This window comes from Streptomyces sp. SAI-170, from assembly GCF_049739565.1.
Taxonomy (GTDB): Bacteria; Actinomycetota; Actinomycetes; order Streptomycetales; family Streptomycetaceae; genus Streptomyces.
On sequence record NZ_JBMGQD010000001.1, the window covers coordinates 3,525,826 to 3,552,737 of the forward strand.

Here is a 26,912-nt window from a genome sequence, read left to right on the forward strand (position 1 = left end):
CGCCTTGAGATGCCGGGGTGGGGTTTTCCCCAGCAGAGCCGGGCGGTCCGCCTCATGGCGTGGCCGGGCGCGGGCGGGCAGGCTGAGCCGTATGACCGAACGTACTCCGTCCGTGGGCGCCGGGACTGCCGAGCCGTTGCCGCCGCCTCGCCTCGCCTACGACGCTCACACCTGGAAGGAGATCGCGCATCTCCTGGCGAACCTTCCGGCGGCGCTGGTGGGCTTCGTCTATGTGACGACCGTGGTGTTCACCAGCGGGTTGCTCACCGTCACGGTGATCGGGTTCCCGTTGCTCGCGGCGGGGCTGATGGGGGCGCGGCAGCTGGGCAAGCTGGAGCGGGCGCGGGCCCGGGCGTTGCTCGGGGTGCGGGTGGAGGAGCCGTCGCCGATGCCGTTGCGCGGGCGGGGCGGGTTCCTTCAGCAGCTGTGGATGATGCTGAAGGACCCGGTGGGCTGGCGGACGCTGCTGTACGACTTCATCCGGCTGCCGTGGGGCGTGCTGACGTTCGCGCTGACGCTGGTGTCGTTGTTCGTGCTGTGGCCGGTGTTGCCGTATCTGGCGCGGGGGCTGGCGAACGCGGACCGGGCGATGGTGCGCGGGCTGCTGTCGCCGTCGGACGAGCTGGAGCGCCGTATCGCCGAACTGGAGTCCGACCGGGGGGTCGTGGTCGACACGGCGGCGGCCGATCTGCGGCGGATCGAGCGGGATCTGCACGACGGGGCGCAGGCCCGGCTGGTGAATCTCGCGATGGGGCTGGGTCTGGCGAAGGAGAAGCTTCTCGAGGACCCGGATTCGGCGGCCGTGATGGTCGAGGAGGCGCACGGCGAGGTGAAGCTGGCGCTGCAGGAGCTGCGGGATCTGGCGCGCGGTATCCATCCGGCCGTGCTCACCGACCGCGGTCTCGACGCGGCCCTGTCGTCGGTGGCGTCGCGGTGCACGGTGCCGGTGAAGGTGACCGTGGATCTGGACGCGCGGCCGGCGGAGGCCATCGAGGGAATCGCCTACTTCACCGTGTCCGAGCTGCTGCAGAACATCAGCAAGCACTCGGGGGCGCGGTCCGCCGCGGTGGAGGTGTGGCGGAGCCGGGACCGGCTGCTGATCCAGGTCGAGGACGACGGCCGGGGCGGTGCCTCGCTGGACGCGGGCAGCGGTCTGCGGGGGCTCGCGGAGCGGCTGGGCGCGGTCGACGGGCTGTTCGTCGTCGACTCGCCGCCGGGCGGTCCGACCACGATCACCGCCGAACTGCCCTGGCGCGCCCGCCCGAGGTAGGGAAAACCCCCCTTCCAAGACGCCGACGGCCTCCATGGTCCGTAGCGCGCCGGGCCGACAGGCTGGACGTAGAACAGCAGGAATCCGCGAGCAGCGAGCATCGAGCAGAAACGGACGGCGGGCGATGGCCACCACGCGGTACGGGGACACCGGGTACGGCGACACCGGGTACGAACAGCGCTACGGGCGCGGGCGGCGCCGGCTGCCCGCCGGGCTGCGGGCGCCGTTCGAGGCGCGGCACTGGCGCGAGCTGGGCTATGTGCTGCTGAGCCTGCCGGTGAGCGTGCTGATGTTCACGTACGCCGTGACGATGGTGTCGCTCGGGGCGGGGCTGCTGGTGACGTTCCTCGGCATCCCGGTGCTGGCGGCGGCGCTCGCCGGGTGCCGGGGGCTCGGGGCGATGGAGCGGGCCCGGGCGCGGGCGCTGCTGCGGGCGGACGTGGCCGACCCCGAGCCGCTGCGGATGCGCGGCAGCGGGCTGATGGCGTGGATGGGCGCCGTGTTCAAGAGCGGCTCGTCCTGGCGGCAGCTGCTGTACGCGGTGCTGCACCTGCCGTGGGCGGTGTTCTCCTTCACCGTGTCGGTGGCGTTCTGGTCGTACGGCTGGGCGATGCTGACGTATCCGCTGTGGTTCTGGGTGTTCCCGGCGTACGCCGGTCAGGACGGGCTTCAGCTGTACGGCGACGAGACGCACTCGGTCTACCTGGACAACCCCTTCGAGATCGGGGTGACCGCGCTGATCGGGCTGCTGATCACGCTGGCCACGCCGTGGATCGTACGGGCGCTGACGATGGTGGACCGGCTGCTGGTGCACGGTCTGCTCGGGCCGTCGCGGCTGTCGGCGCGGGTGGTGGAGCTGGAGTCGGACCGGGGGGTCGTGGTGGACACGGCGGCGGCCGATCTGCGGCGGATCGAGCGGGATCTGCACGACGGGGCGCAGGCCCGGCTGGTGGCGCTGGCGATGGATCTGGGGCTGGCGAAGGAGAAGCTGGCCGAGGACCCGCGGACGGCGGCGCGGATGGTGGACGAGGCGCACGGCGAGGTGAAGACCGCGCTGCAGGAGCTGCGTGACCTCGCCCGCGGCATCCACCCGGCCGTCCTCACCGACCGCGGCCTGGACGCCGCGCTCTCCGCGGTCGCCTCCCGCTGCACGGTCCCGGTCACGGTCGAGGTCGACCTGCCGTCCCGGCCGGCCCCGGCGATCGAGGGCATCGCCTACTTCACCGTCTCCGAGCTGCTCCAGAACATCAGCAAGCACGCGCGGGCCCGGTCGGCCTCGGTGGACGTGTGGCGCGCCGAGAGCCGGCTGATGCTCCAGGTGACGGACGACGGTGTCGGCGGTGCCGACGCGAGCCGGGGCTCCGGCCTGGCGGGTCTGGCGGAACGGCTGGACGCGGTGGACGGCATCCTGGTGGTGGACTCCCCCACGGGCGGCCCGACGACCGTGACGGCCGAACTCCCCTGGCGGGGCTGACCCGGTTCCGCCCCGCTGCCCGTACTTCCTTGGCGGCGCTGACCGGGCTCCGCCCTCGCTGCCCGTACTTCCTTGGCGGGGCTGACCCGATTCCGCCCTCGCTGCCCGTACTTCCTTGCCGGGACTCACCGGATGCAGCCCCTGCTCCCCGTACTTCCCTGGCGGGAGTCACCGGATCAGCCCTCGCTGCCCCTACTCCCCCGGCGGGGCTGACCGGATTCCGCCCCGCTGCCCTTACTTCCCCCCTTACTTTCCCCCGCCGCCCCCCATTCCCTGGAATGCTTGAGAACCGTACGGGCAGAGCCAGGGCACGGGGGGACCGAACAACGTGGAGAACAGAGTGCGCGTAGTCATCGCTGAGGACTCCGTGCTGCTCAGAGAAGGCCTGACCCGGCTGCTGACCGACCGCGGTCACGACGTGGTCGCCGGGGTCGGGGACGCCGAGGCGCTGATCAAGACCATCACCGAGCTGGACGCCGAGGGCGCGCTGCCGGACGTGGTCGTCGCGGACGTGCGGATGCCGCCGACCCACACCGACGAGGGCGTACGGGCCGCCGTACGGCTGCGTCAGTCGCATCCGGGGCTCGGCGTCCTCGTGCTGTCGCAGTACGTCGAGGAGCGCTATGCCACCGAGCTGCTGGCCGGCTCCAGCCGGGGTGTCGGCTATCTGCTGAAGGACCGGGTGGCCGAGGTGCGCGAGTTCGTGGACGCCGTGGTGCGGGTAGCCGGGGGTGGTACGGCGCTCGACCCGGAGGTGGTCGCGCAATTGCTGGGGCGCTCCCGCAAGCAGGACGTGCTCGCGGGACTCACCCCGCGGGAGCGGGAGGTGCTGGGGCTGATGGCCGAGGGACGCACGAACTCCGCGATCGCCAAGCAGCTGGTGGTCAGCGACGGCGCGGTCGAGAAGCACGTCAGCAACATCTTCCTCAAGCTGGGGCTCTCCCCGAGCGAGGGCGATCACCGGCGGGTGCTGGCCGTGCTCACCTATCTGAACTCCTGAGCCCCGTCCTCGAGCCGGGGCCCGGCCCAGAACCGAACGATGAGCGGTGCACGTCTTCAGCAGCGACGCCGGGGGGCGAGGACGAGATGACATGGCAGGGCGCCGGATCGAGGGCGCGTACGGGGGCCGGATGTGCTCGATGCGGTGATCGTCGCGCGAATGGTCCAGGGAAGGCGACCCTTACGGACGTAGGGTTGATCCTGGGAAGGCCTGCGGGAAGGCCGCTCCCCGACAGCCGCCTCGAAGGAGGTCCAGTTCAGTGACCAGTAGGGTCAGCAGTCCAGCGGAACAGGCCGACGGAGCCGTCGTAGGAGAGCAGCGCAAACCGGCCGGGGCGAAGGATGTCCGGCGCGTCGACCGGGTGATCATCAGGTTCGCGGGGGACTCGGGTGACGGTATGCAGCTCACCGGTGACCGCTTCACCTCGGAGACGGCGTCCTTCGGCAACGACCTGTCGACGCTGCCGAACTTCCCTGCCGAGATCCGGGCGCCCGCCGGCACCCTGCCCGGTGTGTCGAGCTTCCAGCTGCACTTCGCCGACCACGACATCCTCACGCCCGGCGACGCACCGAACGTCCTGGTGGCGATGAACCCGGCCGCGTTGAAGGCGAACGTGGGGGATCTGCCGCGCGGCGCGGAGATCATCGTCAACACCGACGAGTTCACCAAACGGGCGATGCAGAAGGTCGGCTACGACAGCAACCCGCTGGAGGACGGGTCGCTGGACGGCTACCACCTCCACCCGGTCCCCCTGACCACACTGACGGTGGAGGCCCTGAAGGACTTCGACCTCACCCGTAAGGAGGCCGAGCGCAGCAAGAACATGTTCGCGCTCGGCCTCTTGTCATGGATGTACCACCGGCCGACGGAGGGCACGGAGAAGTTCCTGACGTCGAAGTTCGCGAAGAAGCCGGAGATCGCGGCGGCGAACATCACGGCGTTCCGCGCGGGCTGGAACTTCGGTGAGACGACCGAGGACTTCGCGGTCTCCTACGAGGTGGCCCCGGCGGCGAAGGCCTTCCCGGTGGGCACCTACCGCAACATCTCCGGGAACCTGGCGCTGGCGTACGGGCTGATCGCGGCCTCCCGGCAGGCGGACCTGCCGCTGTTCCTGGGCTCGTACCCGATCACGCCGGCCTCCGACATCCTGCACGAGCTGAGCCGGCACAAGAACTTCGGTGTGCGCACCTTCCAGGCCGAGGACGAGATCGCGGGCATCGGTGCGGCGCTGGGCGCGGCCTTCGGCGGCTCCCTCGCGGTGACGACGACGTCCGGCCCCGGTGTGGCGCTGAAGTCGGAGACCATCGGGCTCGCGGTGTCGCTGGAGCTGCCGCTGCTGATCGTGGACATCCAGCGCGGCGGGCCGTCGACGGGTCTGCCGACCAAGACCGAGCAGGCGGACCTGCTGCAGGCGATGTTCGGCCGCAACGGCGAGGCGCCGGTCCCGGTGGTCGCCCCGTGCACCCCGGCGGACTGCTTCGACGCGGCGCTGGAGGCGGCCCGGATCGCGCTGACGTACCGCACTCCGGTGTTCCTGCTGTCCGACGGCTATCTGGCCAACGGCTCCGAGCCGTGGCGGATCCCGGACACCGACGAGCTGCCCGACCTCCAGGTGCAGTTCGCGCAGGGCCCGAACCACACCCTCGACGACGGCACCGAGACCTTCTGGCCGTACAAGCGCGACCCGCAGACCCTGGCCCGTCCGTGGGCCGTGCCGGGCACGCCGGGTCTGGAGCACCGTATCGGTGGCATCGAGAAGCAGGACGGCACCGGGAACATCTCCTACGACCCGGCCAACCACGACTTCATGGTCCGCACCCGCCAGGCCAAGATCGACGGCATCGAGGTGCCCGACCTCCAGGTCGACGACCCGCACGGCGCGCGGACGCTGGTGCTGGGCTGGGGTTCGACGTACGGCCCGATCACCGCGGCGGTACGGCGGCTGCGGACGGCCGGGCAGGAGATCGCGCAGGCCCATCTGCGTCACCTCAACCCGTTCCCGCGCAACCTCGGTGACGTGCTCAGGGCTTACGACCGTGTGGTGGTGCCCGAGATGAACCTCGGCCAGCTCGCCACGCTGATCCGGGCGAAGTATCTGGTGGACGCCCAGTCGTACAACCAGGTCAACGGGATGCCGTTCAAGGCGGAGCAGCTCGCCAGGGCCCTGAAGGAGGCCATCGATGACTGAGGCACTGAAGCTGGTCCCCAAGGCCGAGGCCAAGCAGTCCATGAAGGACTTCAAGTCCGATCAGGAAGTGCGCTGGTGTCCCGGCTGCGGTGACTACGCGATCCTCGCCGCGGTCCAGGGCTTCATGCCGGAGCTGGGTCTGGCCCGGGAGAACATCGTCTTCGTCTCCGGCATCGGCTGCTCGTCGCGCTTCCCGTACTACATGAACACGTACGGCATGCACTCCATCCACGGCCGCGCCCCGGCCATCGCGACGGGGCTCGCCGCCTCGCGAAGAGACCTGAGCGTGTGGGTGGTGACCGGTGACGGGGACGCCCTGTCCATCGGCGGCAACCATCTGATCCATGCGCTGCGCCGCAATGTGAACCTCAAGATCCTGCTGTTCAACAACCGGATCTACGGCCTCACCAAGGGGCAGTACTCCCCCACCTCCGAGGTCGGGAAGATCACCAAGTCGACGCCGATGGGTTCGCTGGACGCGCCCTTCAACCCGGTGTCGCTGGCGCTCGGCGCGGAGGCGTCCTTCGTGGCCCGCACGATCGACTCCGACCGCAAGCATCTGACCGAGGTGCTGCGGCAGGCCGCCGCCCATCCGGGCACGGCGCTGATCGAGATCTACCAGAACTGCAACATCTTCAACGACGGCGCCTTCGACGCCCTGAAGGACAAGGACTCCGCCGACGAGGCGCTGATCCGGCTGGAGCACGGGCAGCCGATCCGCTTCGGCACGGACCTCACCAAGGGGGTCGTACGGGACCGGGCGACCGGTGATCTGCAGGTGGTCACGGTGACGCCGGAGAACGAGGCGGACGTGCTGGTCCATGACGCCCACTCCGCCTCCCCGACCACCGCCTTCGCGCTGTCCCGGCTGGCCGACCCGGACACCCTGCACCACACGCCGATCGGCGTGCTCCGCTCGGTCGAACGGCCGGTCTACGACGCCCAGATGTCCGAGCAGCTCGACACGGCCGTCGAGCAGAACGGCAAGGGCGATCTGGCGGCGCTGCTGGCGGGCGGGGACACCTGGACGGTCGTCGGCTGACCCGTCCGTTCTCAAAAGGCTGTTTCAGGAGGCCTGTTTCAGGAGGCTGTTTTCAGGAGGCCCGGACGTCCGTCGTCCGGGCCTCGTCGTATGTCTTACGGGCTTCCTCCACGGCACTCATACGCCGCTCGGTCCAGCCGGCGAGGGCACGTACCTGCTCGGCGGCCTCGCGGCCCAGCTCGGTGAGGGAGTAGTCCACGCGGGGCGGGATGACCGGCTTGGCGTCCCGGTGGACCAGGCCGTCGCGCTCCAGGGTCTGCAGGGTCTGGGTCAGCATCTTCTCGCTGACGCCCCGGCCGCTCCGGCCGATCTCGCGGCGCAGCTCGCTGAACCGGTAGGAGCGGTCGAGCAGGGCGATCAGCACGAGGACGCCCCAGCGGCTGGTGACGTGCTCCAGGACGAGGCGGTGGGGGCACATGGCCTCGGGGTCGGCCTTGCCTTCGGGGCTGAACTGGTGGGTGCTTACTGCCATACCAGTACCTTACTTCAAAGTGGGTACTTACGAATAGTTAGCGCCTCTCCTAGGGTGAGTGTCAGACCCCACCGAAGGAGACAGGAACCATGGGCATCGTCGTCACCGGAGCCACCGGAAAGCTCGGCCGTCACGTCGTGGAGCAGCTGCTGGAGAAGGTCCCGGCCGAGCAGATCACCGCGGTCGTGCGGGACAAGGCCCGGGCCGCCGACCTCGCCGAGCGCGGCGTGCAGCTGGCGGTCGCGGACTACAACGCCCCGGAGACCTTCGCCGGAGTATTCGCGGCCGGCGACAAGGTGCTGCTGATCTCCGGCAACGAGTTCGACAAGGGCCGCCCCGCCCAGCACAAGGGCGTCATCGACGCCGCGAAGGCTGCGGGCGTCGCCCTGCTCGCCTACACCAGCGCCCCCGGCTCCCTGACCGCCGCGCTCGCCGACGACCACCGCGCGACCGAGGAGATCCTGCTCGGCTCCGGCGTGCCCTACACACTGCTGCGCAACGGCTGGTACTTCGAGAACTACACCGAGCACCTCGCCCCCGTCCTGGAGCACGGCGCCGTCGTGCAGGCCGCCGGCGAGGGCCGTGTCTCGGCCGCCTCCCGCGCCGACTACGCGGCCGCCGCGGCCGCGGTGCTGACCGGCGAGGGCCACGAGAACAAGACCTACGAGCTGGGCGGCGACACGGCCTTCTCGTTCGCCGAGTACGCCGCCGAGCTGAGCCGGCAGACCGGCCGGGAGATCGCGTACCACCCGGTCTCGGTCGAGGCGTTCACCGGCATCCTGACCGGCGCGGGGCTGCCCGAGCCGCTCGCCGCCGTCTTCGCCGGGGTGGACGCGTCCATCGAGAAGGGCGAGCTGGTGGTGTCCACCGGCGACCTGTCCCGGCTGGCCGGGCGTCCGACCACGTCGCTGGAGCAGGCGGTCGCGGACGCCCTCAAGGGCTGACCCGACTCGACCTGCCCTGATCCGACCTGATCTGACCTGCGCGAACGCCGGACACCCTCGGCCTGTCATGACCGTATGCCGATACGGGCATGACAGCCGGGGGTGCTCGGCGTTACCGTCGTCCGGACGGGTGACGGCGACGAGGTGAGGAGGACCCGTGGGCGAGTCGAAGGGCGAGCAGCGCATAGGACTGCTGAACGGCTTCGCGGCCTACGGGATGTGGGGCCTGGTCCCGCTCTTCTGGCCGCTGCTCAAGCCCGCCGGAGCGGTGGAGATCCTCGCCCATCGGATGGTGTGGTCCCTCGTCCTGGTCGCCGCCGTCCTGCTCGTCGTACGGCGCTGGGCCTGGGCCGGTGAGCTGCTGCGGCAGCCGAAGCGGCTGGGGCTGATCGCGATCGCCGCCGCCGTGATCACCGTCAACTGGGGCGTCTACATCTGGGCCGTGAACGACGGACAGGTCGTCGAGGCCTCCCTCGGTTACTTCATCAACCCGCTCGTCACCATCGCCATGGGCGTGCTGCTGCTGAAGGAACGGCTGCGGCCCGTGCAGTGGGCGGCCGTCGGGATCGGCGCGGCCGCGGTGCTGGTGCTGACCATCGGCTACGGGCGGCCGCCGTGGATCTCCCTGATCCTCGCCTTCTCCTTCGCCACCTACGGGCTCGTGAAGAAGAAGGTCAACCTCAGCGGGCTGGAGTCGCTGGCCGCCGAGACCGCGATCCAGTTCCTGCCCGCGCTCGCCTATCTGCTGTGGCTGAGCGGCCAGGGCGACATGACCTTCGGCACGGAGGGCGCCGGGCACGCGGCGCTGCTCGCCTCGACCGGCGTGGTGACCGCCTTGCCGCTGATCTGCTTCGGCGCCGCCGCCATCCGGGTACCCCTGTCCACGCTGGGGCTGCTGCAGTACCTCGCCCCGGTCTTCCAGTTCCTGTGCGGCATCTTCTACTTCCACGAGGCCATGCCGCCCGAGCGCTGGGCCGGCTTCGCGCTGGTGTGGCTGGCCCTGACCCTGCTGACGTGGGATGCGCTCCGGACAGCTCGACGGACGGCGCGGGCTCTGCGGGGTGCTGCGGCGGTGGCTGCTGAGGAGCGCGTGCTCGGGGTGGAGGACGTGGCTGTTGCGGAGGCCAAGCAGGAGGCCTAGGGGTGCGGCGGGGCTATGGCTATGGCAATGGCTAGGCCTTGGTCGCGCCGCGGGCCCGGTGTGCGCGGACCTTCTCGCGGTTGCCGCAGTGCTCCATGGAGCACCAGCGGCGTCGGCCCGGGCGTGAGGTGTCGACGAACAGCAGCGCGCAGTTGTGCGCCCCGCACTCCCGGATGCGCTCGGCGTACGGCCCACTGAACAGCTCGATCGCGTCGCGGGCCAGCGTGGCCAGTAGCCGGGTGCCCGTGGCGCCGGGCGCCCAGGCGGTCGAGCCGTCGGGGCCGAGGCGGGTGACGAGGGGCGGCTCGGCGGCGGCCGCGTTGACGACGTCGAGATGACCCGGCTGGAGCGGCCGTCCGTGCGCACGGTCGGCGGTGAGCAGGAACAGCGCGTCGCGGAAGTGCCGTACGGCACTCAGCTCCTCGTCGGAGACGGCGATTTCCAGCCCTTCCGCCAGACGGCTGTGGCCCACCCACGTCACCAGGTCGGCGGGCTCGTGCAGCACCTCGTACCGCGCGAACTCTCCCGGGCCGCCCGTGGTCAGCAGTTCCAGGCACAGGGCACCGGGGTCGAAGCGGTACGGCTTGCCCTCGCGCGAGACCAGGGTCAGACCAGGTGCTCTTGATGCTTTCGGCGTTTCCGTTGCCCGCTCGCTCACGTAACCAATATAACTGGTTACATGAACGACAGCGACGTACCCGCGAGCGGGTCCGGCTCCCCGGCGCCCGTCCACTTCAAGCTCGTCATCGACTGCACGAACCCGCAGGCCCAGGCCGACTTCTGGGCCGCCGCCCTCCACTACGAGGTCGAGGACAACAACGCCCTCATCGAGCGGCTGCTGGAGCTCGGCGCCCTGCCGCGCGAGGCCGTCGTGGAGTTCCACGCCCGTCTGGCCTTCCGGGACCTGGTCGCCGTACGGCATCCCGACGACCCCGTCGCCCCGGACAGCGGCACCGGCCTCGGCCGGCGGCTGCTCTTCCAGCGCGTCCCCGAGCCGAAGACCGGCAAGAACCGGCTCCACCTCGATCTGCACCCGGGTGAGGGGCTGCGCGAGGGTGAGGTGGAGCGGCTGAAGGGACTCGGGGCGAGCGTGCTGCGGGAGGTGAAGGAACCTTCGGGGCAGTGGGTGGTCATGGCGGACCCGGAGGGGAACGAGTTCTGCGTGCAGTAGGGCGGGGGAGCTTGCCCTGGAGGCGGGGGCGCCTGCCCTGGAGGCGGGAGCCTGCCCTGGAGGCGGGGCGCTTGCTGGAAGGCAGAGGTCTGCGTCCCCTCGGGCCCTATCTGCTCGCTCGGCCCGCTCCCCTCACTCGGCTCGCGCTGCCCGCTCGGCTCGTTGCGTGAGGCGGCCCATGCGGGCGTGGGCCGACTCCAGTTCCTCCAGGTCGTCGCCCGCGGGGCCGCCCTCGGCCGCCAGCTCGGTCCACAGCCCGATCAGTTCGCGACCGAGGTGCAGTCCGAGCCGCGGGTCGCGCACCGCGCGCCAAGCCGTGGCTGCGCTCTGGACGTTGCTGTAGGCGGCCTCGGCGTCACGCCGACGGCGATGCGTCCGGGCCAGCTCCAGCGACAGCGTCAGTGCGCGCTCGCCGTCTCCCGCCAAGTAGGCGATGTACGCGGCCAGTTCCCGCAGCCGCAGCACATCCGGGTGCTCATCGCCCAACGCCCTCGACGCCTCCCCGAGCACCCGCCCGGCCAGCTCGGCGGCCCTCTCCACCTGCCCCGACCGCACGGCCTCGTTGATCCCGGCCATGGGCTCCGCCAGCGGCCCGGGCACGCTCTGGTCGTCGTCCAGCACGGCTTCCGCTATGGCGTCGAACCCTCGGGGCGGGGTGGGAGTGGCGGAGGTAGCGGCGGCGGAGGACTCCACGAAGGCCGCGGAAGCCAGGGCGGCCATGGGGGCCGTGGTCGCCAACGGGGTCCTGGGAGGCGTGGGAGCGGAGGCCGGCGGGGCCGGGGCCGTGGGAGCCGGGGCCGGCGGAGCGGGGGGAGCCATCGAGGCCATGGGGTCCTTAGAGGTCGGGAGCGGCGCGGGCGTCGGATGCGGGGACGGCTGCGGGGACGGCCGGCTCGGGCCCGACTCCGAGCGCGGGCCCTCCGTCGGCCGGAGGTACGGGTTGGACTCCCCCTGCTGGGCCTGCTGCGGCGCCGAGACATAGGGCGACCCTGCCGACCGCACCGGCGCCTGCCCGCCACCGCACGACTCGACCTCACGCGAAGGCACCCCCATCACGGGCGGCGGCCCGAAGCCACCGGCCGGGGACGGGGACACCGGGGACGGCGAGGGGGCCGGAGCTGCGGGGGACGGCGAAGAGGAAGCCGAGGCGGCCGGGGACAGCGCGGAGGAAGTAGACGGGACCGAGGCGGCCGGGGACGACGACGGGGAAGCCGACGGGACTGAGGCGGCCGGGGACGACGACGGCGAAGCCGACGGGGCCGGGGACGACGACGGCGAAGGCGAGAGCGACGGCGTCACCGACGAGGCCGACGGCGACACCGAAGAGGCCGAGCCCGCACCCGCCACCTCCCCACCAGGCACCCCGCTCCGGGACGGCTCCTCCCCCTCCGGCGTCGCACCCGGCACCTGGCGTGCCGCGTCCTGCGAGGCCCGGTGCGACTCCGGTCGCGACTCGGCCCGCACCCGGACCGGCTCCCCCGTGAAGCGGCTCGCGCCGTCCGGGTCGACCTGGAGGGGGACGACGTAGCCGATGCGCTCGTCGTGGACCAGGGCGAGGACGGGGCGACCGGAGGCACGGGCGAGGGTGTGCAGGTGCTTGAGGACCGCGCGCTGGATCTCCTCGCCGGAGGCGGCGGTCACCCGCACCTCGTCGACCAGGGCACCGGCCGCGGTGACGCGGACGTCGAGCGGTGCCGCCGGTCCGGCGGCAGGCGCGTCGACACCGTACGGCTGCTCGCGCTGCTCACCGCGGCTGGATCGTGTCATCGTCATCGGTCCCCCCACTCACATGTGTCCGCGAACGCCGCCGGACACGCACTGACGAGTCTCTCCGCTCACCGGCCCTGCACACGTCACTACGACGTCACAGCCTCGTCCCAAGCGCCGGTCCAGGCCTCCCCCGACTCGAAAATCCGGACGCCCGCGCCAGATAGATGCGTGTGCATATACTGGCGAGGCCTGCTCAAGGCACCACACCGAGACCTGGGGGACCCATGACCCGCCGCTTCCTCTTCCTGATCACCGGCAGCCGCGCCGACGGCAACACCGAGCTGCTGGCCCGCCGCGCCGCCGAGCAGCTCCCCGAGGACGTCGAGCAGCGGTGGATCAGCCTGGCCGACCACCCCCTGCCGGACTTCGAGGACCTGCGGCACGACCCCGACCGCGTCCGCTCCGCCGACCCCAACGTCGAGCTGCTCCTCGACGCCACCCTCGCCGCGACGGACCTCGTCATCGTCTCGCCGCTGTACTGGTACTCGCTCTCCGCGCAGGCCAAGCGCTACCTCGACTACTGGTCGGGCTGGCTGCGTCACCCCGGCGTCGACTTCCGCGCGACGATGGCCGGGCGCACCCTGTGGGGCGTGACCGCTCTGGCGCACCGGGAGACCGAGGTCGCCGACCCGCTCGTCGGCACCCTCAACCACTCGACCGCGTACATGGGCATGCGCTTCGGCGGCGTGCTGCTCGGCAACGGCAGCAAGCCCGGTGACGTGCTGAACGACACCGAGGCCCTGGCCCGCGCGAAGACCTTCTTCGCGCAGGAGGCACCCTTCGCCCGCTTCCCGTACGACAGCTGACGGGCGCCGAGGCCGGTCCGGGGCGTCGAGGCCCCGGGCGGTCTCAGGCGGTGATGTCCTTCGCCGTGAACCGCGCCCACGCCGCCGAGCCGAACACGACCGCGTACAGCGCCTGTATGCCGAGGTTCTTGCGCAGGTCCTCCCAGTAGACCGGCTCGCGCATCAGGTCGGCGAAGGACAGCCAGTGGTGCGAGAAGAAGTACGGCTGCAGGGCGCTCAGCTGGGGTATCTGGTCGAGGATCTGCACGGTGATCAGCAGGCCGACGGTCGTCGCCATCGCGGCGATGCCGCTGCCGGTCAGCGTCGAGACGAACAGTCCGAGCGCCGCCATGCCGAGCAGGGACGCGGCGACGACCAGGGCTATCAGCACCGCCCGGCCGAGGCCCTCGGCGAAGCTGATCCGGGTCCCGGAGATGGTCGTCAGGTCGCCGAGCGGGAAGAGCAGTGCGCCGACCGCGAGCGCGGACATCGCCACGGTGAGGGTAGCTGCCAGGCAGAAGGCGCTCACGGTCGCGTACTTGGTGAGCAGCAGCCGGGTGCGGCCGGCGGGCGCGACCAGCAGATAGCGCAGGGTGCCCGCGTTCGCCTCCCCGGCGAGGGCGTCGCCCGCGACCACGCCGACGGCCATCGGCAGGAAGAACGGCAGGGTCGCCGCGAGGCCCGTGAACACCAGGAACAGGCCGTTGTTGGTGATCTGCGAGATGAACGCCGGGCCCTCGCCGCCTCCTCCGCCGACCGACGAGCCGTCGCCGGTCTCGATCTTCACGGCGATCCCGACCAGCACCGGCACGGCCGCCAGCACGCCCAGCAGGGCGAGTGTGCGCCAGCGCCGGAAGGTGATCGCGAGTTCGCTGCGCAGCAGGCCGAGGGTCCACAGGGGGTTCGGCCGCACGGCGACGGCGGTCTCAGCCTGCGACATCGAATCCCTCCCCCGTCAGTGCCACGAACGCCTCTTCCAGCGAGGGCCGTTCGACGCCGAATCCGCGCACCCGCACCCCTGCCTTGACCAACGCGGCGGTGAGGTCCGCGAGTTCCCGCTCCGGCGGCTCACCTGTCACCCGGTCCCCGTCGACCACCACATCGCCGACGCCCTGCTCCTTCAGCACCCGGGCCGCGTCCGCCAGGTCCGGCGTCGTGACGACCAAGCGGCCGCGCGCCCCGGCCGCGAGGTCGGCGACCGGGCCCTGGGTGAGGAGCCGGCCGCGGGCCATCACGGCCACGTGGGTGCAGACCTGCTCGATCTCGTCGAGGAGGTGGGAGGACAGGAACACGGTCGTGCCGTCGGCGGCGAGTTCCCTGACCAGGGTGCGGATCTCCCGCATGCCCTGCGGGTCGAGCCCGTTGGTCGGCTCGTCCAGCACGAGCAGTCGGCGCGGCTGGAGCAGAGCCGCGGCGAGCCCGAGCCGTTGCTTCATGCCGAGGGAGTACGCCCTGGCCTTCTTGCCGGCCGCGGCCGCGAGGCCCACCCGGTCCAGCGCCGCGGCGACCCGGGCTCGCCGGGTGCGTGGGTCGGCGGTGGGGTCGGCGGCGTCGTAGCGCAGCAGATTGTCGCGGCCGGACAGGAAGCCGTACAGCGCCGGGCCCTCGATGAGCGCGCCCACCTGCGGCAGCACGGCGCGCGCGGCGCGGGGCATGGGCTGCCCCAGTACGCGTGCCGTGCCCGAGGTGGGCGCGATCAGGCCCATCAGCATGCGGATGGTGGTGGTCTTGCCGGAGCCGTTGGGGCCGAGGAAGCCGAAGACGCTGCCCGCCGGGACGGTCAGGTCGAGGCCGTCGACGGCGAGCTGGCCGCCGCGGTAGCGCTTGGTGAGGCCGCGGGTGGCGATGACGCCGTCGCCCGCGTGGCTCCCTCCGGGGGCGCCTTCGCCCGCGTCGGTCTGCTCCGGCTCCCTGGCAGGCGCTTCACGCATGGGCTCCCCCGGCTCCCTCGACTCGTCGTACGCGCGTACGGTACTCACTGCCCCGCACGCACGCCCTCCACCGCGGCACCGCCCTTCTCGCTACGGCTCGGCCGACAGCGCTACCGCTCGGCCCGCAGCGCCGCGGCTCGGCCGTAGCGCTGCGCCCCGGCTGTCAGCGCTGCGACTCGGCCGCCTTCACCAGCGCGTCCTTGGTGACCGCGCCGACGTAGACCTTGCCGTCCTCGGTGATCAGGGCGTTGATCAGGCGGGTCTTGAAGACGGTGCCGGAGCCGAACTTGCCGCTGACGTGGTCGCCGAGGGAGTCCAGGAAGCCGCCGAAGTCGCCGCCGACCTCCTGGCCGGAGGGGATGCCCTCGCCGCCGGTGTCGAAGGTGGCTATCGCGTTCCACCCCTCGCCGATGGTGCTCATGCCCTCGGCGCCGCGGGCGGCGGCGTCCTCCTCGGTCTCGAACGGCTGCGCGCCCTCGTGGTGTTCGAGGTCGCCGTCCTGGGTGACCTTCGCGCCCTTGGGCGGGGTGAAGTCGAAGGTGGAGGCGGCCGGCTTGTCGAAGCTGACCTGGGTGAAGCCGGCGTCCACGACGGCCGCGCCGCCGCTGGTGGGGGTGAGGGTGAACTTCAGCGGCGTCCAGGTCTTCGCGTCCACCGCGATGCTGATCGCGCCTACGGTGCTGCCGGACTGCTTGGGCTTGATCAGCAGCTTGTAGGTGTCGCGGCCGGCGACCCGGGCGGTGCCGTCGACGGTGACGGACGTGGTGTCGTCGACCGCCTTCAGCGCCTGCTCGGCGAAGTCCTTGGGCGTGGCGGGCACGTCCTCGGCCTTGCCGCTCCCGGCGGTCGTGGAGTGGTAGACCTCGTTGGACTTGCTGTCGTAGCCCCAGACGTCCTTGCCGTTGTGGATGAGGCTGTACTCGGCGGCGTCCTGGAGCAGCGACACCTTCTGCCGGTCGGGGCCGTCGGCGGCCACGCGCAGGGTGTGCGTGCCGGTGGCCAGTTCGGTGAGGCGGGCCGACGGGTCGGCCGCGGAGCCCTCGCCGCCGTCCTCGCCCTGGGCGGCGCCGGCCAGCAGGCCGCTCTCCAGTCCGCCGAGGTCGGGCAGGCCGAGGTCGGTGTTGATGCGGACCGTGCCGGACAGCTGCTCGGTGTCCGACTCGGCGATGTTCTGGACGAGTTGCTCGGCGCTGATCTTCGGCAGGTCGGGGCTGCCGGAGTCGGCCAGTGCCGGGACGAGCCCGATGGTCGCCACCGCGACGCCGGTCACCGCGACCGGGACGACGTACCGCGCGGCCCTGCGTCGGCCCGCGCGCAGGTCGTCGGACTCCGCGGCGGTGGTGCTCTCGTCGGATTCGTACGGTGCCATGTGTGCCCTACCTCCGTGTCGGCGGCGGCCGTTCAGCTCGATGCGCACTGTTCACTCTGAGCCGCCATTCTCACCCGAATCGGTGAGGAGTGGTGTTTTCCGTCTGGTCTCCATCTGACCAAACGCACGCCGCCGGGGCGTCACTCCGCGGAGCCAACTCCGTGTACTACTGCGGTATGACACGTAAGGGCGGCGCCTCCCCCGACCCGTAGGGGTCGAGGGTGCGCCGCCCTCATGCGGAACGCGGTGGACGGGGCGTCAGCCGGCCCGGTGCACCACCGCGTCGCACAGCTCCATCAGCGCCGCCTTCGCGTCGCACTCCTTCAGCGGCACGAGCGCCGCACGGGCCTCCTCCGCGAAGCGGACGGTGTCCCGGCGGGCCTGCTCCAGGGCAGGGTGCGCCCGCATGGCGGCGAGCGCCTCGGCGTGCCGCGTGTCGTCGGTGAGGTCGGAGTCGAGCAGCTCGCACAGCGCGAGGTCCTCGGCGAGCCCGAGCCGGGCCGCGCGCTCGCGCAGCCGCAGCACCGGCATCGTGGCGATGCCCTCGCGCAGATCGGTGCCGGGCGTCTTGCCGGACTCGTGGGAGTCGGAGGCGATGTCCAGGACGTCGTCCGCGAGCTGGAAGGCGACGCCGAGCCGCTCGCCGTACTGGGTGAGGACGTCGACGACCGTCTCGTCGGCGCCGGACATCATGGCGCCGAACCGGCAGGAGACCGCCACCAGCGAGCCCGTCTTGCCGCCGAGCACGTCCAGGTAGTGGTCGACCGGGTCACGCCCGTCGGCCGGTCCCGCGGTCTCCAGGATCTGGCCGGTCACCAGGCGTTCGAACGCCTCCGCCTGCACCCGGACCGCCTCCGGGCCGAGGTCGGCCAGGATGTGCGAGGCGCGGGCGAAGAGGAAGTCGCCGGTGAGGACGGCCACCGAGTTGCCCCAGCGCGTGTTGGCGCTGGGCACGCCGCGGCGCACGGACGCCTCGTCCATGACGTCGTCGTGGTACAGCGTGGCGAGGTGGGTCAGCTCGACCACCACCGCGGAGGGCACGATGCCCGGCGCGTAGGGGTCTCCGAACTGGGCGGCGAGCATCACGAGCAGCGGCCGGAACCGCTTGCCGCCCGCCCGCACCAGATGCTGGGCGGCCTCGGTGATGAAGGGCACCTCGCTCTTGGTGGCCTCGAGCAGCCCTTCCTCGACAGCCGCCAATCCGGCCTGGACATCGGCTTCCAGAGCCTGGTCCCGCACGCTCAGCCCGAACGGCCCGACGACGGTCACGAGGGGTCTCCTGTCTGCTGGTGTCTACTGGCGATTACGCGGTATGTCGATAGGTCGCTGCCATCACTCAAGTCAGCGTATCCGGTCACGTTTCGATCACTGCCGCCACCCACCCCGCAGGCCGGGCGGTATTGCGGCACGGCCGGTATGTTGCTGATCAATCGATAAGAACGGACATTTATCGACTTAACGGAACGTTGAGCCCAGGTACCCCCCGAGGGATCACGCCATGCGCATCCGTACGTCCTTTCCCCACGACACGGCCCACGAGGACCTGCGTGTCCCGCTCGCGGACGGGACGCTCCTGCACGCGCGCGTATGGCGGCCCCTGACGGACGAGCCCGTCCCGGTGATCCTCGAGTACGCGCCGGACCGGCTGACCGACTCGACCGCGGTCCGCGACGCCCAGCGCCACCCCTGGTACGCCGGGCACGGCTATGCCTCCGTCCGGGTCGACGCCCGCGGGTACGGCAACAGCGAGGGGCTGCCCGCGGACGGCTGCTCGGCCCTGGAGACGGCCGACGGGGTGGATGTGGTGCTCTGGCTGGCGGGCCGGCCCTGGTGCGACGGCAGGGTCGGCATGTTCGGCATCGGCCGCGGCGGCCTCAGCTCCCTCCGTGTCGCGGCTCTCGCGCCCGAGCCGCTCAGGGCGGTCGTCGCGGTCTGCTGCGCGGACGACCATCCCGACAACGAACCGCACTCCGCCTCGGGTTCCGTCCGGGCGGAAGAGGTGCAGACCCGCTCCGCCGCGGCCCTCGCCCGCGTCTGCCTCCCGCCTGATCCGTCGTACGCCGGTCAGGACTGGCGCGATCTGTGGCTGAAGCGCCTGGAGGCCGTCTCGCCGGTGGTGCACGCGTGGCTGGACCCGCAGCCCGGGGACGCTCCCTGGCCGCAGGGCGGCGGCAGTGTCGACCCCGACGCGATCCGCGCGGCCGTGCTCGCGGTGAGCGGCTGGCACGACCCGTACCGCGACACCGTGCTCCACCTGCTGGAGCGCCTGCCCGCCGACCGGGTCCGCGGCCTGCTCGGCCCCTGGCCCCACCGCTACCCCGACCGCGACCGGCCGCCCGGCCCGGCGATCGGCTTCCTCCAGGAGACGCTGCGCTGGTGGGACCACTGGCTCAAGGGCGCGGACACCGGCGTCCTGCGCGAGCCCCTGCTGCGCTCCTACGTCACCGACGCGCACCGCCCGGCCACGGCGCAGCCGGCGCTGCCCGGCCGCTGGACCGGCGAGCCCGCCTGGCCGTCGCCGCTGGTGACGCCGGTGACGTACGCCCTCCAGGGCGCCCCCGTCGTCGTACGGTCGCCGATGCACACCGGTGTGGACGCCGGCCGCTTCCGCCCGCTCGGCCATGACGCCGATCTGCCGCCCGACCAGCGCGAGGAGGACGCACGGTCGGCGTGCTTCGAGTTCGAGGTGGGCGAGGAGACCTGGGTGCTGGGGCGGCCCCGGGTGCGGCTGCGGCTGAGCTGCGCGACGCCGCGCGGGCAGGTGGCCGCCCGGCTGTGCGACGTGGCCCCGGACGGGTCCTCGACGCTGGTCACACGCGGGATGCTCGACCTCGTGGCCGAGGGGACGTCGCAGACGGCGGACTTCTCCCTTAGCGCCGCCGGGTACGCCTTTCCGGCCGGGCATCGCATCCGGCTCGCCGTCTCCTCGGCGTACTGGCCGTGGATGTGGCCCGAGCCGGAGTCGGCGGCCGGTTTCACGCTTGACCCGGCGGGCAGCACGCTGGAGCTGCCGGTGCGCTCTCGCCGGGCGGGCGCGGAGGTCGCCTTCGAGGAGCCCGAGCAGGCCGAGCCGCTGGGGGTGAGCCTGCCGGCCACCCTGGACGAGCCGCGGCCGGAGCGGCTGGTGGTGCGCGAGGTCGCCGAGGACGTGTGGCGCCTGGAGGCCCTTCCGGTTCGGGGCGGCACGCGCGTGTACCCGGACGGCCTCGAGCTCACCGAGGAGGCGCTGGAGACGTACACGATCCGCTCCGACGACCCGCTGTCGGCCCGCGCCCGCTCGGAGTGGTCGATCGGGCTGCACCGGCCCGAGCTGCCCTGGGCCACCACCGTCCGCACCCGCTCGGAGATCGGCTGCGACGCGGAGCACTTCGTCACCTCCGACGAGGTGGTGTGCACGGAGGGCGGCGAGGTCGTCTTCCACCGCACCTGGGAGCGGCGGATTCCACGGACCGCCGATTGAGGGCGAGTTGGGGCTGATGCCCTAATTGCCGCTCTTGTGACTGACGGTGAGATGGCTCACTGCGGGGCCGGGCGCGCGGCGAACGGCCCTCGCGGCATGCACGGGGCCCCGCCGCCTGGTTGAGCGGATGTCGCCATAAAGGATCAAGTGCCACAAACGGACTGATCTTGCCCGACCGGTGCTTTGTGTGAATCCGGTACTTGTTTCGCCCATGTGCTCTCGCATACGTTCCCGGCCTGCCGGGCGGACGCCGAATCCTGCCGCCGCCCATTGGCATCCACCGACCACGCAGCGGCAGGAGCGGGGGACCTAGGTAAGTCGCCGTACCGGACGTCGTACCAGCCACGACACCCGGCACGGCTTGGGGTCAAGCCATGCCTCTTCGGGCCTGGCCGGGCACCTTTCCGCCCGAACCCGACAGCTCACCTCGCAGGCGCCGGAGAGGACGTTCCCCATGCCTGCGCACACGCATGCAAACCGCCGCCCCCGTCTCGCCCGTGCCCTCACCGCCGCCGGTGTGGCCGCCGCCGCGCTCGCCCTGCCGCTCGTCGGCGCGACCGGCGCCTCGGCCGCCCCCACGACCACCACGTCGGCGACCATCTACCCGAACACCCTCGACGGCTGGATCCGCCAGTCGCTCGACGTCATGGCCCAGAACGGCATCCCGGGCAGCTACGACGGCATCTACCGCAACATCATGCGCGAGTCGTCGGGCAACCCGCTCGCCATCAACAACTGGGACTCCAACGCGCTCGCGGGCACCCCGTCCAAGGGCCTGCTCCAGGTCATCGACCCCACCTTCGCGGCGTACCACGTGCCCGGCACCGCCTTCGACCCGTACGACCCGGTCGCGAACATCACCGCCGCCTGCAACTACGCGGCGGCCCGCTACGGCTCGATCGACAACGTCTTCGGCGCGTACTGATCACCTCTCGGCCCCTCAGCCGTAGAGCCGTTCGAGGACGACGGCGATGCCGTCGTCCTCGTTCGAGCAGGTGATCTCGTCGGCCACCGCCTTCAGTTCCGGGTGCGCGTTGGCCATGGCCACGCCGTGCGCGGCCCAGTCGAACATCGGGATGTCATTGGGCATGTCACCGAAGGCGAGGGTGTCCGCGGGCGTCAGACCGAGCCGGCGGGCCGCCAGCGCCAGGCCCGTCGCCTTGGTGACGCCGCACGGCTGCAGCTCCACCGTCCCGGGCCCCGACATGGTGACCGTCGCCAGCGAACCCACCACCGCCCGCGCCACCGCCGCCAACTCGTCGTCGTTCAGGTCGGGATGGCGCAGCAGCACCTTGCTGATCGGCTCGCACCACAGGTCGTCGCGGCGGCGCACCCGCACTGCGGGCAGGGTCGGGTGCGGCATCGTGTAGCCGGGCTCGATGAGGGTGAGCCCGTCGACGCCGTCCTGGTCCACGGCCGCGTACACCTGCCCCACCTCGGCCTCGATCTTGCCGAGCGCGGTCTCGGCGAGCTCCCGGTCCAGGGTGACGGACCACAGCAGCCGGTCGGCGCCGACGTCGTAGAGCTGCGCGCCCTGCCCGCACACCGCGAGCCCCGTACAGCCCAGGTCTTCGAGGAGGGGGCGCACCCGGGGCGCGGGCCTGCCGGTCACCACCAGATGTCGGGCGCCGGCGTGCGCCACCAGCGTCAGAGCGGCCCGCGACCGATCGGAGAAGGTGTCGTCGCCGCGAAGCAGCGTGCCGTCCAGATCGGTGGCGATGAGTGAGTACGTGGTGCGCTCGGCATATGCGGTGGGTGCGGCCATGATCAGAGAATACGGACATCGCGCGCCCCCACCCCGGCGCGAACCGACCCTCGCAAGGCGCCTCCTCCCAGCCCACGCGCCCCTTCAACTCCCTTTCGCGCTCCGGTAATTCACCCCCAGGTGTCGCTTCCCGGGCCGACGGCCTGCCTGCCCGGCGCCTTCCTCTCCCCGTCCCGGCGGCGGGACCTCGCCGAGCCCTGGGGCACTGCCCAAGACGGCCGCCTCGGCCGTAACGTGTGGCCCAGCCACCCACCTGTGCCCCGCACCGGTGGGCGGCCGCACGGCACCGCACACGGCACGCACGAGAGCGAGGCACAACCGCATGCCCCCCTTCGATGTCCCCGAGGGCGACCCCTTCGGCCCGCACAACCTTCCGTACGGTGTGTTCTCCACCGGAGGCCCGGACGAGCGGACCGTCGGCGTCCGGCTCGGTGACCACGTCCTCGACGCGGGCGCGGCGGCCCGGGCCCTCGGCTCCCCCTACGCCACCCTGCTCGCCCAGCCCTCCCTGGACCGGCTGCTGGCCGCGGGCCGCACTGCCTGGTCGGACGTCCGGCGCGCGCTGACGGCGTGGGTGACGGTGCCCTCGTACCGCGAGACCATCGAGCCGCTCATGCACCCGCTCGACTCGGTGACCCTGCACCTGCCGTTCACGGTCGCGGACTACGTCGACTTCTACGCCTCCGAGAACCACGCCCGTAACGTCGGCCAGATGTTCCGGCCCGACGCCGAGGACTCCCTCACCCCGAACTGGAAGCACCTGCCGATCGGCTATCACGGCCGCTCCGGCACGGTCGTGGTCTCCGGCACCGACGTGATCCGCCCCGCCGGCCAGCGCAAGGCCCCCACCGACCCGGCCCCGGTGTTCGGCCCGTCCGTCCGCCTCGACATCGAGGCCGAGGTCGGCTTCCTCGTCGGCACGCCGTCGCCCATGGGCAGCCCGGTGCCACTCGCCGGCTTCCGCGACCACGTCTTCGGCCTGTGCCTCCTGAACGACTGGTCCGCGCGCGATCTCCAGGCCTGGGAGTACGTCCCCCTGGGCCCCTTCCTCGGCAAGTCCTTCGCCACCTCCGTGTCGGCGTGGATCACCCCGCTGGAGGCGCTGGAGGAGGCCCGCGTCGCCCCGCCGGAGCGCACCCACCCGCTGCTGCCCTACCTCGACGACTCCGACGAGGAGCCCCACGGCTACGACCTGCACCTCTCCGTCGCGATCAACGGCCATGTCGTCTCCGAACCTCCCTTCTCCACCATGTACTGGACAGCCGCCCAGCAACTCGCCCACATGACGGTCAACGGCGCCTCCCTGCGCACCGGCGACCTCTACGGCTCCGGCACCATCAGCGGCCCCACCGAGGCCCAGCGCGGCTCCCTCCTCGAACTGACCTGGAACGGCCGCGACCCCCTCGAACTCCCCGACGGCAAGCGCACGTTCCTGGAGGACGGCGACGTCGTCACCCTGACCGCCTGGGCCCCCGGGCCGGGCGGGACCCGAGTGGGCCTCGGCGAGGTCACGGGCCGGATCGCCCCGGGACGGACGGCCTGAGCCAGCCGCTCCGCGGGTGAGCCGACCGGCTCCGCGGGTGGGCACGGGATACGGCCCGGGTCGCCAGGCAACCGCGGCCAAGTCGCCCTGCGGCCGAGTCGCCGGACGGGATACGGCCCGGGTCACCGGGCGAGTGCGCCCGAGGAACGGATGCGGCCCGGGTCGCCGGGGCGAGTCCGGCCGAGGAACCGGATGCGGCCCAGGTCGCCGGAGCGAGTGCGGCCGAGTCGCCGAACGGCATCGGATGCGGCCGGGATCACCGTGCGGGTGCACCGGGGTGCTCGTTCCGCGGAGCGGTCGTGCTGGATTTGTTACGTCGCTCGCCCGTCGCCGTCATACTGGCGGCGGGCGATCGCCGGTCCGGTCCGTCGGCCGGAGGGTGAGGTGCCCGGCGTTCCACCGTGCACCGCCCGCCTGCCCCGCAGCCGACCCCTCCCGATCAGGATCCGGAGCCCGTGGCATGACTGTCTGCATGCTCCTGCTGAGCGTCGTCGCCGTGACGGCCGCTGTGCCGGTCCCCCGTGCCCTGACCCGGGCCGTGTGGCCCGAACGGGAGCCCGTGGTCGCGCTGTGGGTGTGGCAGTGCCTGGTCGCGACCGTCCTGCTGTGCTGTCTCACCGCCCTCGTGCTGAGTGCCGCCGCCGTCTTCGAGACCGTCCGGGCGCGGGTCTTCGCTCCGGCCCCGTCGGCCGTCACCGCCGCCTACGACCTGTCCGCGGCGCCGCCCTGGCTCACCGTCCTCACCCTCCTTCTGGCCTGCGGGGCCGCCTGGACCACCGCGATGCTCGCCCGCGAGCTGGTGGAGGCCCGTCGCCGTCGGGGCGTGGCCCGGGCGCACTTGCGGGAACGCGCGCCCGACCTGCCTGTCGGCCTCCCGGCCGCTCGCGGCCCCTTGCTGGTGCTGGAGGACGAATACCCCGACGCCTGGTGGATGCCGGGCCACCCGCCCCAGCTGGTCGTCACCACCGGAGCCCTGCACCGCCTCACCGACCGTCAGCTGGACGCCGTGCTCACCCATGAGCGCGGCCACGCCCGCGCGCACCACGACTGGCTGCTGCACCTGTCGACGGCCCTGGCGACCGGCTTTCCGCGGGTGCCGCTGTTCGCCCACTTCTGCGACCAGACCCGCCGCCTGGTCGAGCTCGCCGCGGACGACACGGCCTCCCGCCGGTGCGGCCACCTCACCACCGCCCTGGCCCTGATCGAGCTGAACCAGCACCGCGGCGTCCTGTCCTGCGCCTCCAGCAACCGCCTCCTCGGCGAGCGCGTCGACCGTCTCCTTCAGCCGCCGCCCCGCCTGGAGCGTGGGCAGCGGGCCCTGACGACGACGGTGGCGGCGCTGGTGCCGTTGCTGCCGCTGCTGATCACCTTCGCGCCGGGTCTGACGGCACTGAGCTGAGCCGACCCGCCCCGGGCGCCGGTGCCTCGCCCGGGGGCCGGTTCTACTCCGGCTATATCCAGTCGTCCGGTTCCGGCTCGGCGTCCATCTCCGGCCAGTCGTCCGGCTCGGCCCCGCTCTCGGCCGGCGTGCCGGAGGCGGAGCCCGGTCCGTCGCCCAGGGACGCCAGCACCGCCAGCACGCCCTCCCCGTATGTCACCAGCTTCTTCTCGCCGACCCCGCTGACGCCGCCGAGCTCGCGCACCGAGGTGGGCCAGACCGTGGCGATCTCCCGCAGCGTGGCGTCGTGGAAGATGACGTATGCCGGGACGCCCTGCTCGCGGGCCTGTTCCGCACGCCAGGCGCGCAGGGCCTCGAAGGCGGGCAGCAGAGACTCCGGCAGCTCGGCCGCGGCGGCCTTCGCCTTGCGCTCGCCCCGGCCGGAGGAGCCCGACCGGGACCCGGCCGGCTTCTTCGGCTCCTTGCGCAGCGGCACCTCCCGCTCGCGCCGCAGCACCGTGCCGCTCGTCTCGGTCAGCACCAGCGTGCCGTACTCGCCCTCGACGGCGAGCAGTCCCTGGGCCAGCAACTGCCGGATGACGCCGCGCCATTCGGCCTCGGTGAGGTCCTCGCCGATGCCGAACACGGACAGCTGGTCGTGGTCGAACTGTATGACCTTGCCGGTGCGCCGGCCGAGCAGGATGTCGACGATCTGCCCGGTGCCGAACTTCTGCCCGCGCTCGCGCTGGAGGCGCACCACTGTCGACAGCACTTTCTGGGCCGCGACCGTGCCGTCCCAGGTCTCGGGCGGGGTCAGGCAGGTGTCGCAGTTGCCGCAGCCCGCCGGGTCGGCGTCCTGCCCGAAGTAGGTGAGGAGCTGGCCGCGCCGGCACTGGGCGCTCTCGCACAGGGCGAGCATGGCGTCCAGGTGGGCGGAGGCCCTGCGGCGGAAGGCCTCGTCGCCCTCGCCGGACTGGATCAGCTTGCGCTGCTGGATGACGTCGTTGAGCCCGTAGGCCAGCCAGGCCGTCGAGGGCAGTCCGTCACGGCCGGCGCGGCCGGTCTCCTGGTAGTAGCCCTCCACCGACTTGGGCAGGTCCAGGTGGGCGACGAAGCGCACATCGGGCTTGTCGATGCCCATGCCGAAGGCGATGGTCGCCACCACCACCAGGCCGTCCTCGCGCAGGAACCGGGACTGGTGGGCGGCGCGGGTGCCCGCGTCCAGGCCGGCGTGATAGGGCACGGCGGCGATGCCGTTGGCCGTGAGGAACTCGGCCGTCCGCTCGACCGAGTTGCGCGACAGGCAGTAGACGATGCCCGCGTCGCCCGCGTGCTCCTCGCGCAGGAAGCTCAGCAGCTGCTTCTTGGGCTCGGCCTTCGGCACGATCCGGTACTGGATGTTGGGCCGGTCGAAGCTGGCCACGAAGTGGCGGGCCGTCGGCATGTGCAGCCGCTCGGTGATCTCGCTGGTGCGTCGCCCGGGTGGCCGTCGCCGTGAGCGCGATGCGCGGCACGTCCGGCCAGCGCTCACCGAGCAGGGACAGGGCGAGATAGTCGGGGCGGAAGTCGTGGCCCCACTGGGACACGCAGTGTGCCTCGTCGATCGCGAAGACCGAGATCTTGCCGCGGGAGAGCAGGTCGAGGGTGGCGTCCAGGCGCAGCCGCTCCGGCGCCAGGTAGAGCAGGTCCAGCTCGCCCGCCAGGAACTCGGCCTCCACCGTCCGGCGCTCGTCGAAGTCCTGCGTGGAGTTCATGAAGCCGGCCCGCACGCCCAGCGCACGCAGTGCGTCCACCTGGTCCTGCATCAGCGCGATCAGCGGGGAGACGACGACACCTGTGCCGGGTCTGACCAGGGCGGGGATCTGGTAGCACAGTGACTTGCCGCCGCCGGTCGGCATGAGAACCACGGCGTCGCCGCCGGCCACCACATGCTCGATGACCGCCTCCTGCTCACCGCGGAAGGCCTCGTAGCCGAACACGCGGTGCAGCGTGACCAGCGCCTCGCTCGCGTCCGCCGGCACTCCGGTCACCTCTGGCATCTCGATGATCCCGCCCGTCCCGCCCATCGTCGTGTCCCCCGTACGTCGTGTCTCGACCACTGCGTCCACGATAGGCGCCGGCACCGACACTCCCGGAGTTGTCCACAGACCCGTTCGGGTGACAAGCGTTACTCTCCGTGATCAATCTAATGGCCCTCGTCACCTGGCGA

At 72.0% G+C, this 26,912-nt stretch carries 21 protein-coding genes, 1 pseudogene and 1 riboswitch; of the genes and pseudogenes, 13 read left to right on the forward strand and 9 right to left on the reverse strand.

Going from position 1 to position 26,912, the window contains the following annotated elements; translation table 11 throughout:
- The first annotated feature begins 91 nt into the window (after nucleotides 1-91).
- The 5 genes from RKD23_RS15645 (at nucleotide 92) to RKD23_RS15665 (ending at nucleotide 6,974) form a co-directional block, all read left to right on the forward strand.
- Nucleotides 92-1,270 carry a sensor histidine kinase gene (locus RKD23_RS15645; RefSeq protein ID WP_424854217.1) on the forward strand — a complete coding sequence of 393 codons (1,179 nt, stop codon included), beginning with the start codon at nucleotides 92-94 and terminating at the stop codon, nucleotides 1,268-1,270.
- Between the two features lie 124 nt (nucleotides 1,271-1,394).
- The gene (locus tag RKD23_RS15650) at nucleotides 1,395-2,744 is read left to right on the forward strand and encodes a sensor histidine kinase (RefSeq protein ID WP_424854218.1); all 1,350 of its coding nucleotides are present in this window, start codon (nucleotides 1,395-1,397) and stop codon (nucleotides 2,742-2,744) included.
- A gap of 328 nt (nucleotides 2,745-3,072) precedes the next feature.
- A complete protein-coding gene (locus RKD23_RS15655; RefSeq protein WP_399649616.1) occupies nucleotides 3,073-3,744 on the forward strand; it encodes a LuxR C-terminal-related transcriptional regulator in 672 nt (223 codons plus the stop codon).
- Nucleotides 3,745-4,003: 259 nt separating this feature from the next.
- Complete coding sequence (locus RKD23_RS15660) at nucleotides 4,004-5,932, forward strand: 2-oxoacid:acceptor oxidoreductase subunit alpha (protein WP_424854219.1); 1,929 nt, start codon at nucleotides 4,004-4,006, stop codon at nucleotides 5,930-5,932.
- Nucleotides 5,925-6,974, forward strand: a complete 1,050-nt coding sequence (locus tag RKD23_RS15665; RefSeq protein WP_424854220.1) for a 2-oxoacid:ferredoxin oxidoreductase subunit beta — start codon at nucleotides 5,925-5,927, stop codon at nucleotides 6,972-6,974. The genes RKD23_RS15660 and RKD23_RS15665 overlap by 8 nt, the downstream gene beginning before the upstream one ends.
- Nucleotides 6,975-7,026: 52 nt before the next feature.
- Here the strand turns inward: RKD23_RS15665 and RKD23_RS15670 are convergent, their stop codons facing one another.
- Nucleotides 7,027-7,446, reverse strand: a complete 420-nt coding sequence (locus RKD23_RS15670; RefSeq protein WP_424854221.1) for a winged helix-turn-helix transcriptional regulator — start codon at nucleotides 7,444-7,446, stop codon at nucleotides 7,027-7,029.
- An 89-nt stretch (nucleotides 7,447-7,535) separates the two neighbouring features.
- Here RKD23_RS15670 and RKD23_RS15675 point away from each other — a divergent pair, with 89 nt between their 5' ends.
- The gene (locus RKD23_RS15675; RefSeq protein ID WP_424854222.1) at nucleotides 7,536-8,390 is read left to right on the forward strand and encodes an SDR family oxidoreductase; all 855 of its coding nucleotides are present in this window, start codon (nucleotides 7,536-7,538) and stop codon (nucleotides 8,388-8,390) included.
- A 217-nt stretch (nucleotides 8,391-8,607) separates the two neighbouring features.
- Nucleotides 8,608-9,531 carry an EamA family transporter RarD gene (rarD, locus tag RKD23_RS15680; RefSeq protein WP_424858248.1) on the forward strand — a complete coding sequence of 308 codons (924 nt, stop codon included), beginning with the start codon at nucleotides 8,608-8,610 and terminating at the stop codon, nucleotides 9,529-9,531.
- Between the two features lie 31 nt (nucleotides 9,532-9,562).
- Here the strand turns inward: rarD and RKD23_RS15685 are convergent, their stop codons facing one another.
- Entirely contained in the window at nucleotides 9,563-10,189 is a 627-nt protein-coding gene (locus tag RKD23_RS15685) for a CGNR zinc finger domain-containing protein (RefSeq protein ID WP_424854223.1), read from the reverse strand.
- Between the two features lie 21 nt (nucleotides 10,190-10,210).
- On the opposite strand from RKD23_RS15685, the gene RKD23_RS15690 reads away from it, so the two are divergent.
- Nucleotides 10,211-10,702, forward strand: coding sequence for a VOC family protein (locus tag RKD23_RS15690; RefSeq protein WP_424854224.1), 492 nt, complete (start codon nucleotides 10,211-10,213; stop codon nucleotides 10,700-10,702).
- 132 nt (nucleotides 10,703-10,834) lie between these two features.
- Here the strand turns inward: RKD23_RS15690 and RKD23_RS15695 are convergent, their stop codons facing one another.
- The gene (locus tag RKD23_RS15695; RefSeq protein ID WP_424854225.1) at nucleotides 10,835-12,469 is read right to left on the reverse strand and encodes a tetratricopeptide repeat protein; all 1,635 of its coding nucleotides are present in this window, start codon (nucleotides 12,467-12,469) and stop codon (nucleotides 10,835-10,837) included.
- A gap of 227 nt (nucleotides 12,470-12,696) precedes the next feature.
- Here RKD23_RS15695 and RKD23_RS15700 point away from each other — a divergent pair, with 227 nt between their 5' ends.
- Entirely contained in the window at nucleotides 12,697-13,278 is a 582-nt protein-coding gene (locus tag RKD23_RS15700) for a flavodoxin family protein (RefSeq protein ID WP_424854226.1), read from the forward strand.
- A gap of 43 nt (nucleotides 13,279-13,321) precedes the next feature.
- Here RKD23_RS15700 and RKD23_RS15705 read toward each other — a convergent pair whose 3' ends face one another.
- The 4 genes from RKD23_RS15705 to RKD23_RS15720 form a co-directional block, all read right to left on the reverse strand.
- Nucleotides 13,322-14,197 carry an ABC transporter permease gene (locus tag RKD23_RS15705; protein WP_424854227.1) on the reverse strand — a complete coding sequence of 292 codons (876 nt, stop codon included), beginning with the start codon at nucleotides 14,195-14,197 and terminating at the stop codon, nucleotides 13,322-13,324.
- Nucleotides 14,184-15,188 carry an ABC transporter ATP-binding protein gene (locus RKD23_RS15710; RefSeq protein WP_424854228.1) on the reverse strand — a complete coding sequence of 335 codons (1,005 nt, stop codon included), beginning with the start codon at nucleotides 15,186-15,188 and terminating at the stop codon, nucleotides 14,184-14,186. Before RKD23_RS15710 ends, RKD23_RS15705 begins: the two co-directional genes overlap by 14 nt.
- 163 nt (nucleotides 15,189-15,351) lie before the next feature.
- Entirely contained in the window at nucleotides 15,352-16,557 is a 1,206-nt protein-coding gene (locus tag RKD23_RS15715) for a LolA family protein (protein ID WP_424854229.1), read from the reverse strand.
- 258 nt (nucleotides 16,558-16,815) lie between these two features.
- Nucleotides 16,816-17,826 carry a polyprenyl synthetase family protein gene (locus RKD23_RS15720; RefSeq protein WP_424854230.1) on the reverse strand — a complete coding sequence of 337 codons (1,011 nt, stop codon included), beginning with the start codon at nucleotides 17,824-17,826 and terminating at the stop codon, nucleotides 16,816-16,818.
- A 229-nt stretch (nucleotides 17,827-18,055) separates the two neighbouring features.
- On the opposite strand from RKD23_RS15720, the gene RKD23_RS15725 reads away from it, so the two are divergent.
- Together RKD23_RS15725 and RKD23_RS15730 are read left to right on the forward strand one after the other, a co-directional pair.
- Complete coding sequence (locus RKD23_RS15725) at nucleotides 18,056-20,017, forward strand: CocE/NonD family hydrolase (RefSeq protein WP_424854231.1); 1,962 nt, start codon at nucleotides 18,056-18,058, stop codon at nucleotides 20,015-20,017.
- Nucleotides 20,018-20,285: 268 nt separating this feature from the next.
- Nucleotides 20,286-20,468, forward strand: a riboswitch (cyclic di-AMP (ydaO/yuaA leader).
- A 3-nt stretch (nucleotides 20,469-20,471) separates the two neighbouring features.
- Nucleotides 20,472-20,942, forward strand: a complete 471-nt coding sequence (locus tag RKD23_RS15730; protein ID WP_424854232.1) for a transglycosylase SLT domain-containing protein — start codon at nucleotides 20,472-20,474, stop codon at nucleotides 20,940-20,942.
- A 15-nt stretch (nucleotides 20,943-20,957) separates the two neighbouring features.
- Here the strand turns inward: RKD23_RS15730 and RKD23_RS15735 are convergent, their stop codons facing one another.
- Nucleotides 20,958-21,782 (reverse strand): HAD family hydrolase, encoded by an 825-nt coding sequence (locus tag RKD23_RS15735; RefSeq protein ID WP_424854233.1) that lies wholly within the window; start codon nucleotides 21,780-21,782, stop codon nucleotides 20,958-20,960.
- A gap of 322 nt (nucleotides 21,783-22,104) precedes the next feature.
- On the opposite strand from RKD23_RS15735, the gene fahA reads away from it, so the two are divergent.
- Both fahA and RKD23_RS15745 read left to right on the forward strand, forming a co-directional pair.
- Nucleotides 22,105-23,325, forward strand: coding sequence for a fumarylacetoacetase (fahA, locus tag RKD23_RS15740; RefSeq protein WP_424854234.1), 1,221 nt, complete (start codon nucleotides 22,105-22,107; stop codon nucleotides 23,323-23,325).
- Nucleotides 23,326-23,785: 460 nt separating this feature from the next.
- Nucleotides 23,786-24,724, forward strand: coding sequence for a M56 family metallopeptidase (locus RKD23_RS15745; RefSeq protein ID WP_424854235.1), 939 nt, complete (start codon nucleotides 23,786-23,788; stop codon nucleotides 24,722-24,724).
- 52 nt (nucleotides 24,725-24,776) lie between these two features.
- Here the strand turns inward: RKD23_RS15745 and recQ are convergent.
- Nucleotides 24,777-26,769 (reverse strand): annotated as a pseudogene (gene recQ / locus RKD23_RS15750) (DNA helicase RecQ).
- Nucleotides 26,770-26,912 lie beyond the last annotated feature (143 nt).

Excerpts from the sequence above, each read along its gene's own strand:
- RKD23_RS15715 (WP_424854229.1), bottom strand. The coding sequence starts at position 16,557 with ATGGCACCGTACGAATCCGACGAGAGCACCACCGCCGCGGAGTCCGAC.
- RKD23_RS15670 (WP_424854221.1), bottom strand. The coding sequence starts at position 7,446 with ATGGCAGTAAGCACCCACCAGTTCAGCCCCGAAGGCAAGGCCGACCCC.
- RKD23_RS15745 (WP_424854235.1), top strand. The coding sequence starts at position 23,786 with ATGACTGTCTGCATGCTCCTGCTGAGCGTCGTCGCCGTGACGGCCGCT.
- RKD23_RS15690 (WP_424854224.1), top strand. The coding sequence starts at position 10,211 with ATGAACGACAGCGACGTACCCGCGAGCGGGTCCGGCTCCCCGGCGCCC.
- rarD (WP_424858248.1), top strand. The coding sequence starts at position 8,608 with ATGTGGGGCCTGGTCCCGCTCTTCTGGCCGCTGCTCAAGCCCGCCGGA.
- RKD23_RS15725 (WP_424854231.1), top strand. The coding sequence starts at position 18,056 with ATGCGCATCCGTACGTCCTTTCCCCACGACACGGCCCACGAGGACCTG.
- RKD23_RS15730 (WP_424854232.1), top strand. The coding sequence starts at position 20,472 with ATGCCTGCGCACACGCATGCAAACCGCCGCCCCCGTCTCGCCCGTGCC.
- RKD23_RS15710 (WP_424854228.1), bottom strand. The coding sequence starts at position 15,188 with ATGCGTGAAGCGCCTGCCAGGGAGCCGGAGCAGACCGACGCGGGCGAA.
- RKD23_RS15650 (WP_424854218.1), top strand. The coding sequence starts at position 1,395 with ATGGCCACCACGCGGTACGGGGACACCGGGTACGGCGACACCGGGTAC.
- RKD23_RS15695 (WP_424854225.1), bottom strand. The coding sequence starts at position 12,469 with ATGACACGATCCAGCCGCGGTGAGCAGCGCGAGCAGCCGTACGGTGTC.
- RKD23_RS15705 (WP_424854227.1), bottom strand. The coding sequence starts at position 14,197 with ATGTCGCAGGCTGAGACCGCCGTCGCCGTGCGGCCGAACCCCCTGTGG.
- RKD23_RS15645 (WP_424854217.1), top strand. The coding sequence starts at position 92 with ATGACCGAACGTACTCCGTCCGTGGGCGCCGGGACTGCCGAGCCGTTG.
- RKD23_RS15735 (WP_424854233.1), bottom strand. The coding sequence starts at position 21,782 with ATGGCCGCACCCACCGCATATGCCGAGCGCACCACGTACTCACTCATC.
- RKD23_RS15665 (WP_424854220.1), top strand. The coding sequence starts at position 5,925 with ATGACTGAGGCACTGAAGCTGGTCCCCAAGGCCGAGGCCAAGCAGTCC.
- RKD23_RS15675 (WP_424854222.1), top strand. The coding sequence starts at position 7,536 with ATGGGCATCGTCGTCACCGGAGCCACCGGAAAGCTCGGCCGTCACGTC.
- fahA (WP_424854234.1), top strand. The coding sequence starts at position 22,105 with ATGCCCCCCTTCGATGTCCCCGAGGGCGACCCCTTCGGCCCGCACAAC.
- RKD23_RS15700 (WP_424854226.1), top strand. The coding sequence starts at position 12,697 with ATGACCCGCCGCTTCCTCTTCCTGATCACCGGCAGCCGCGCCGACGGC.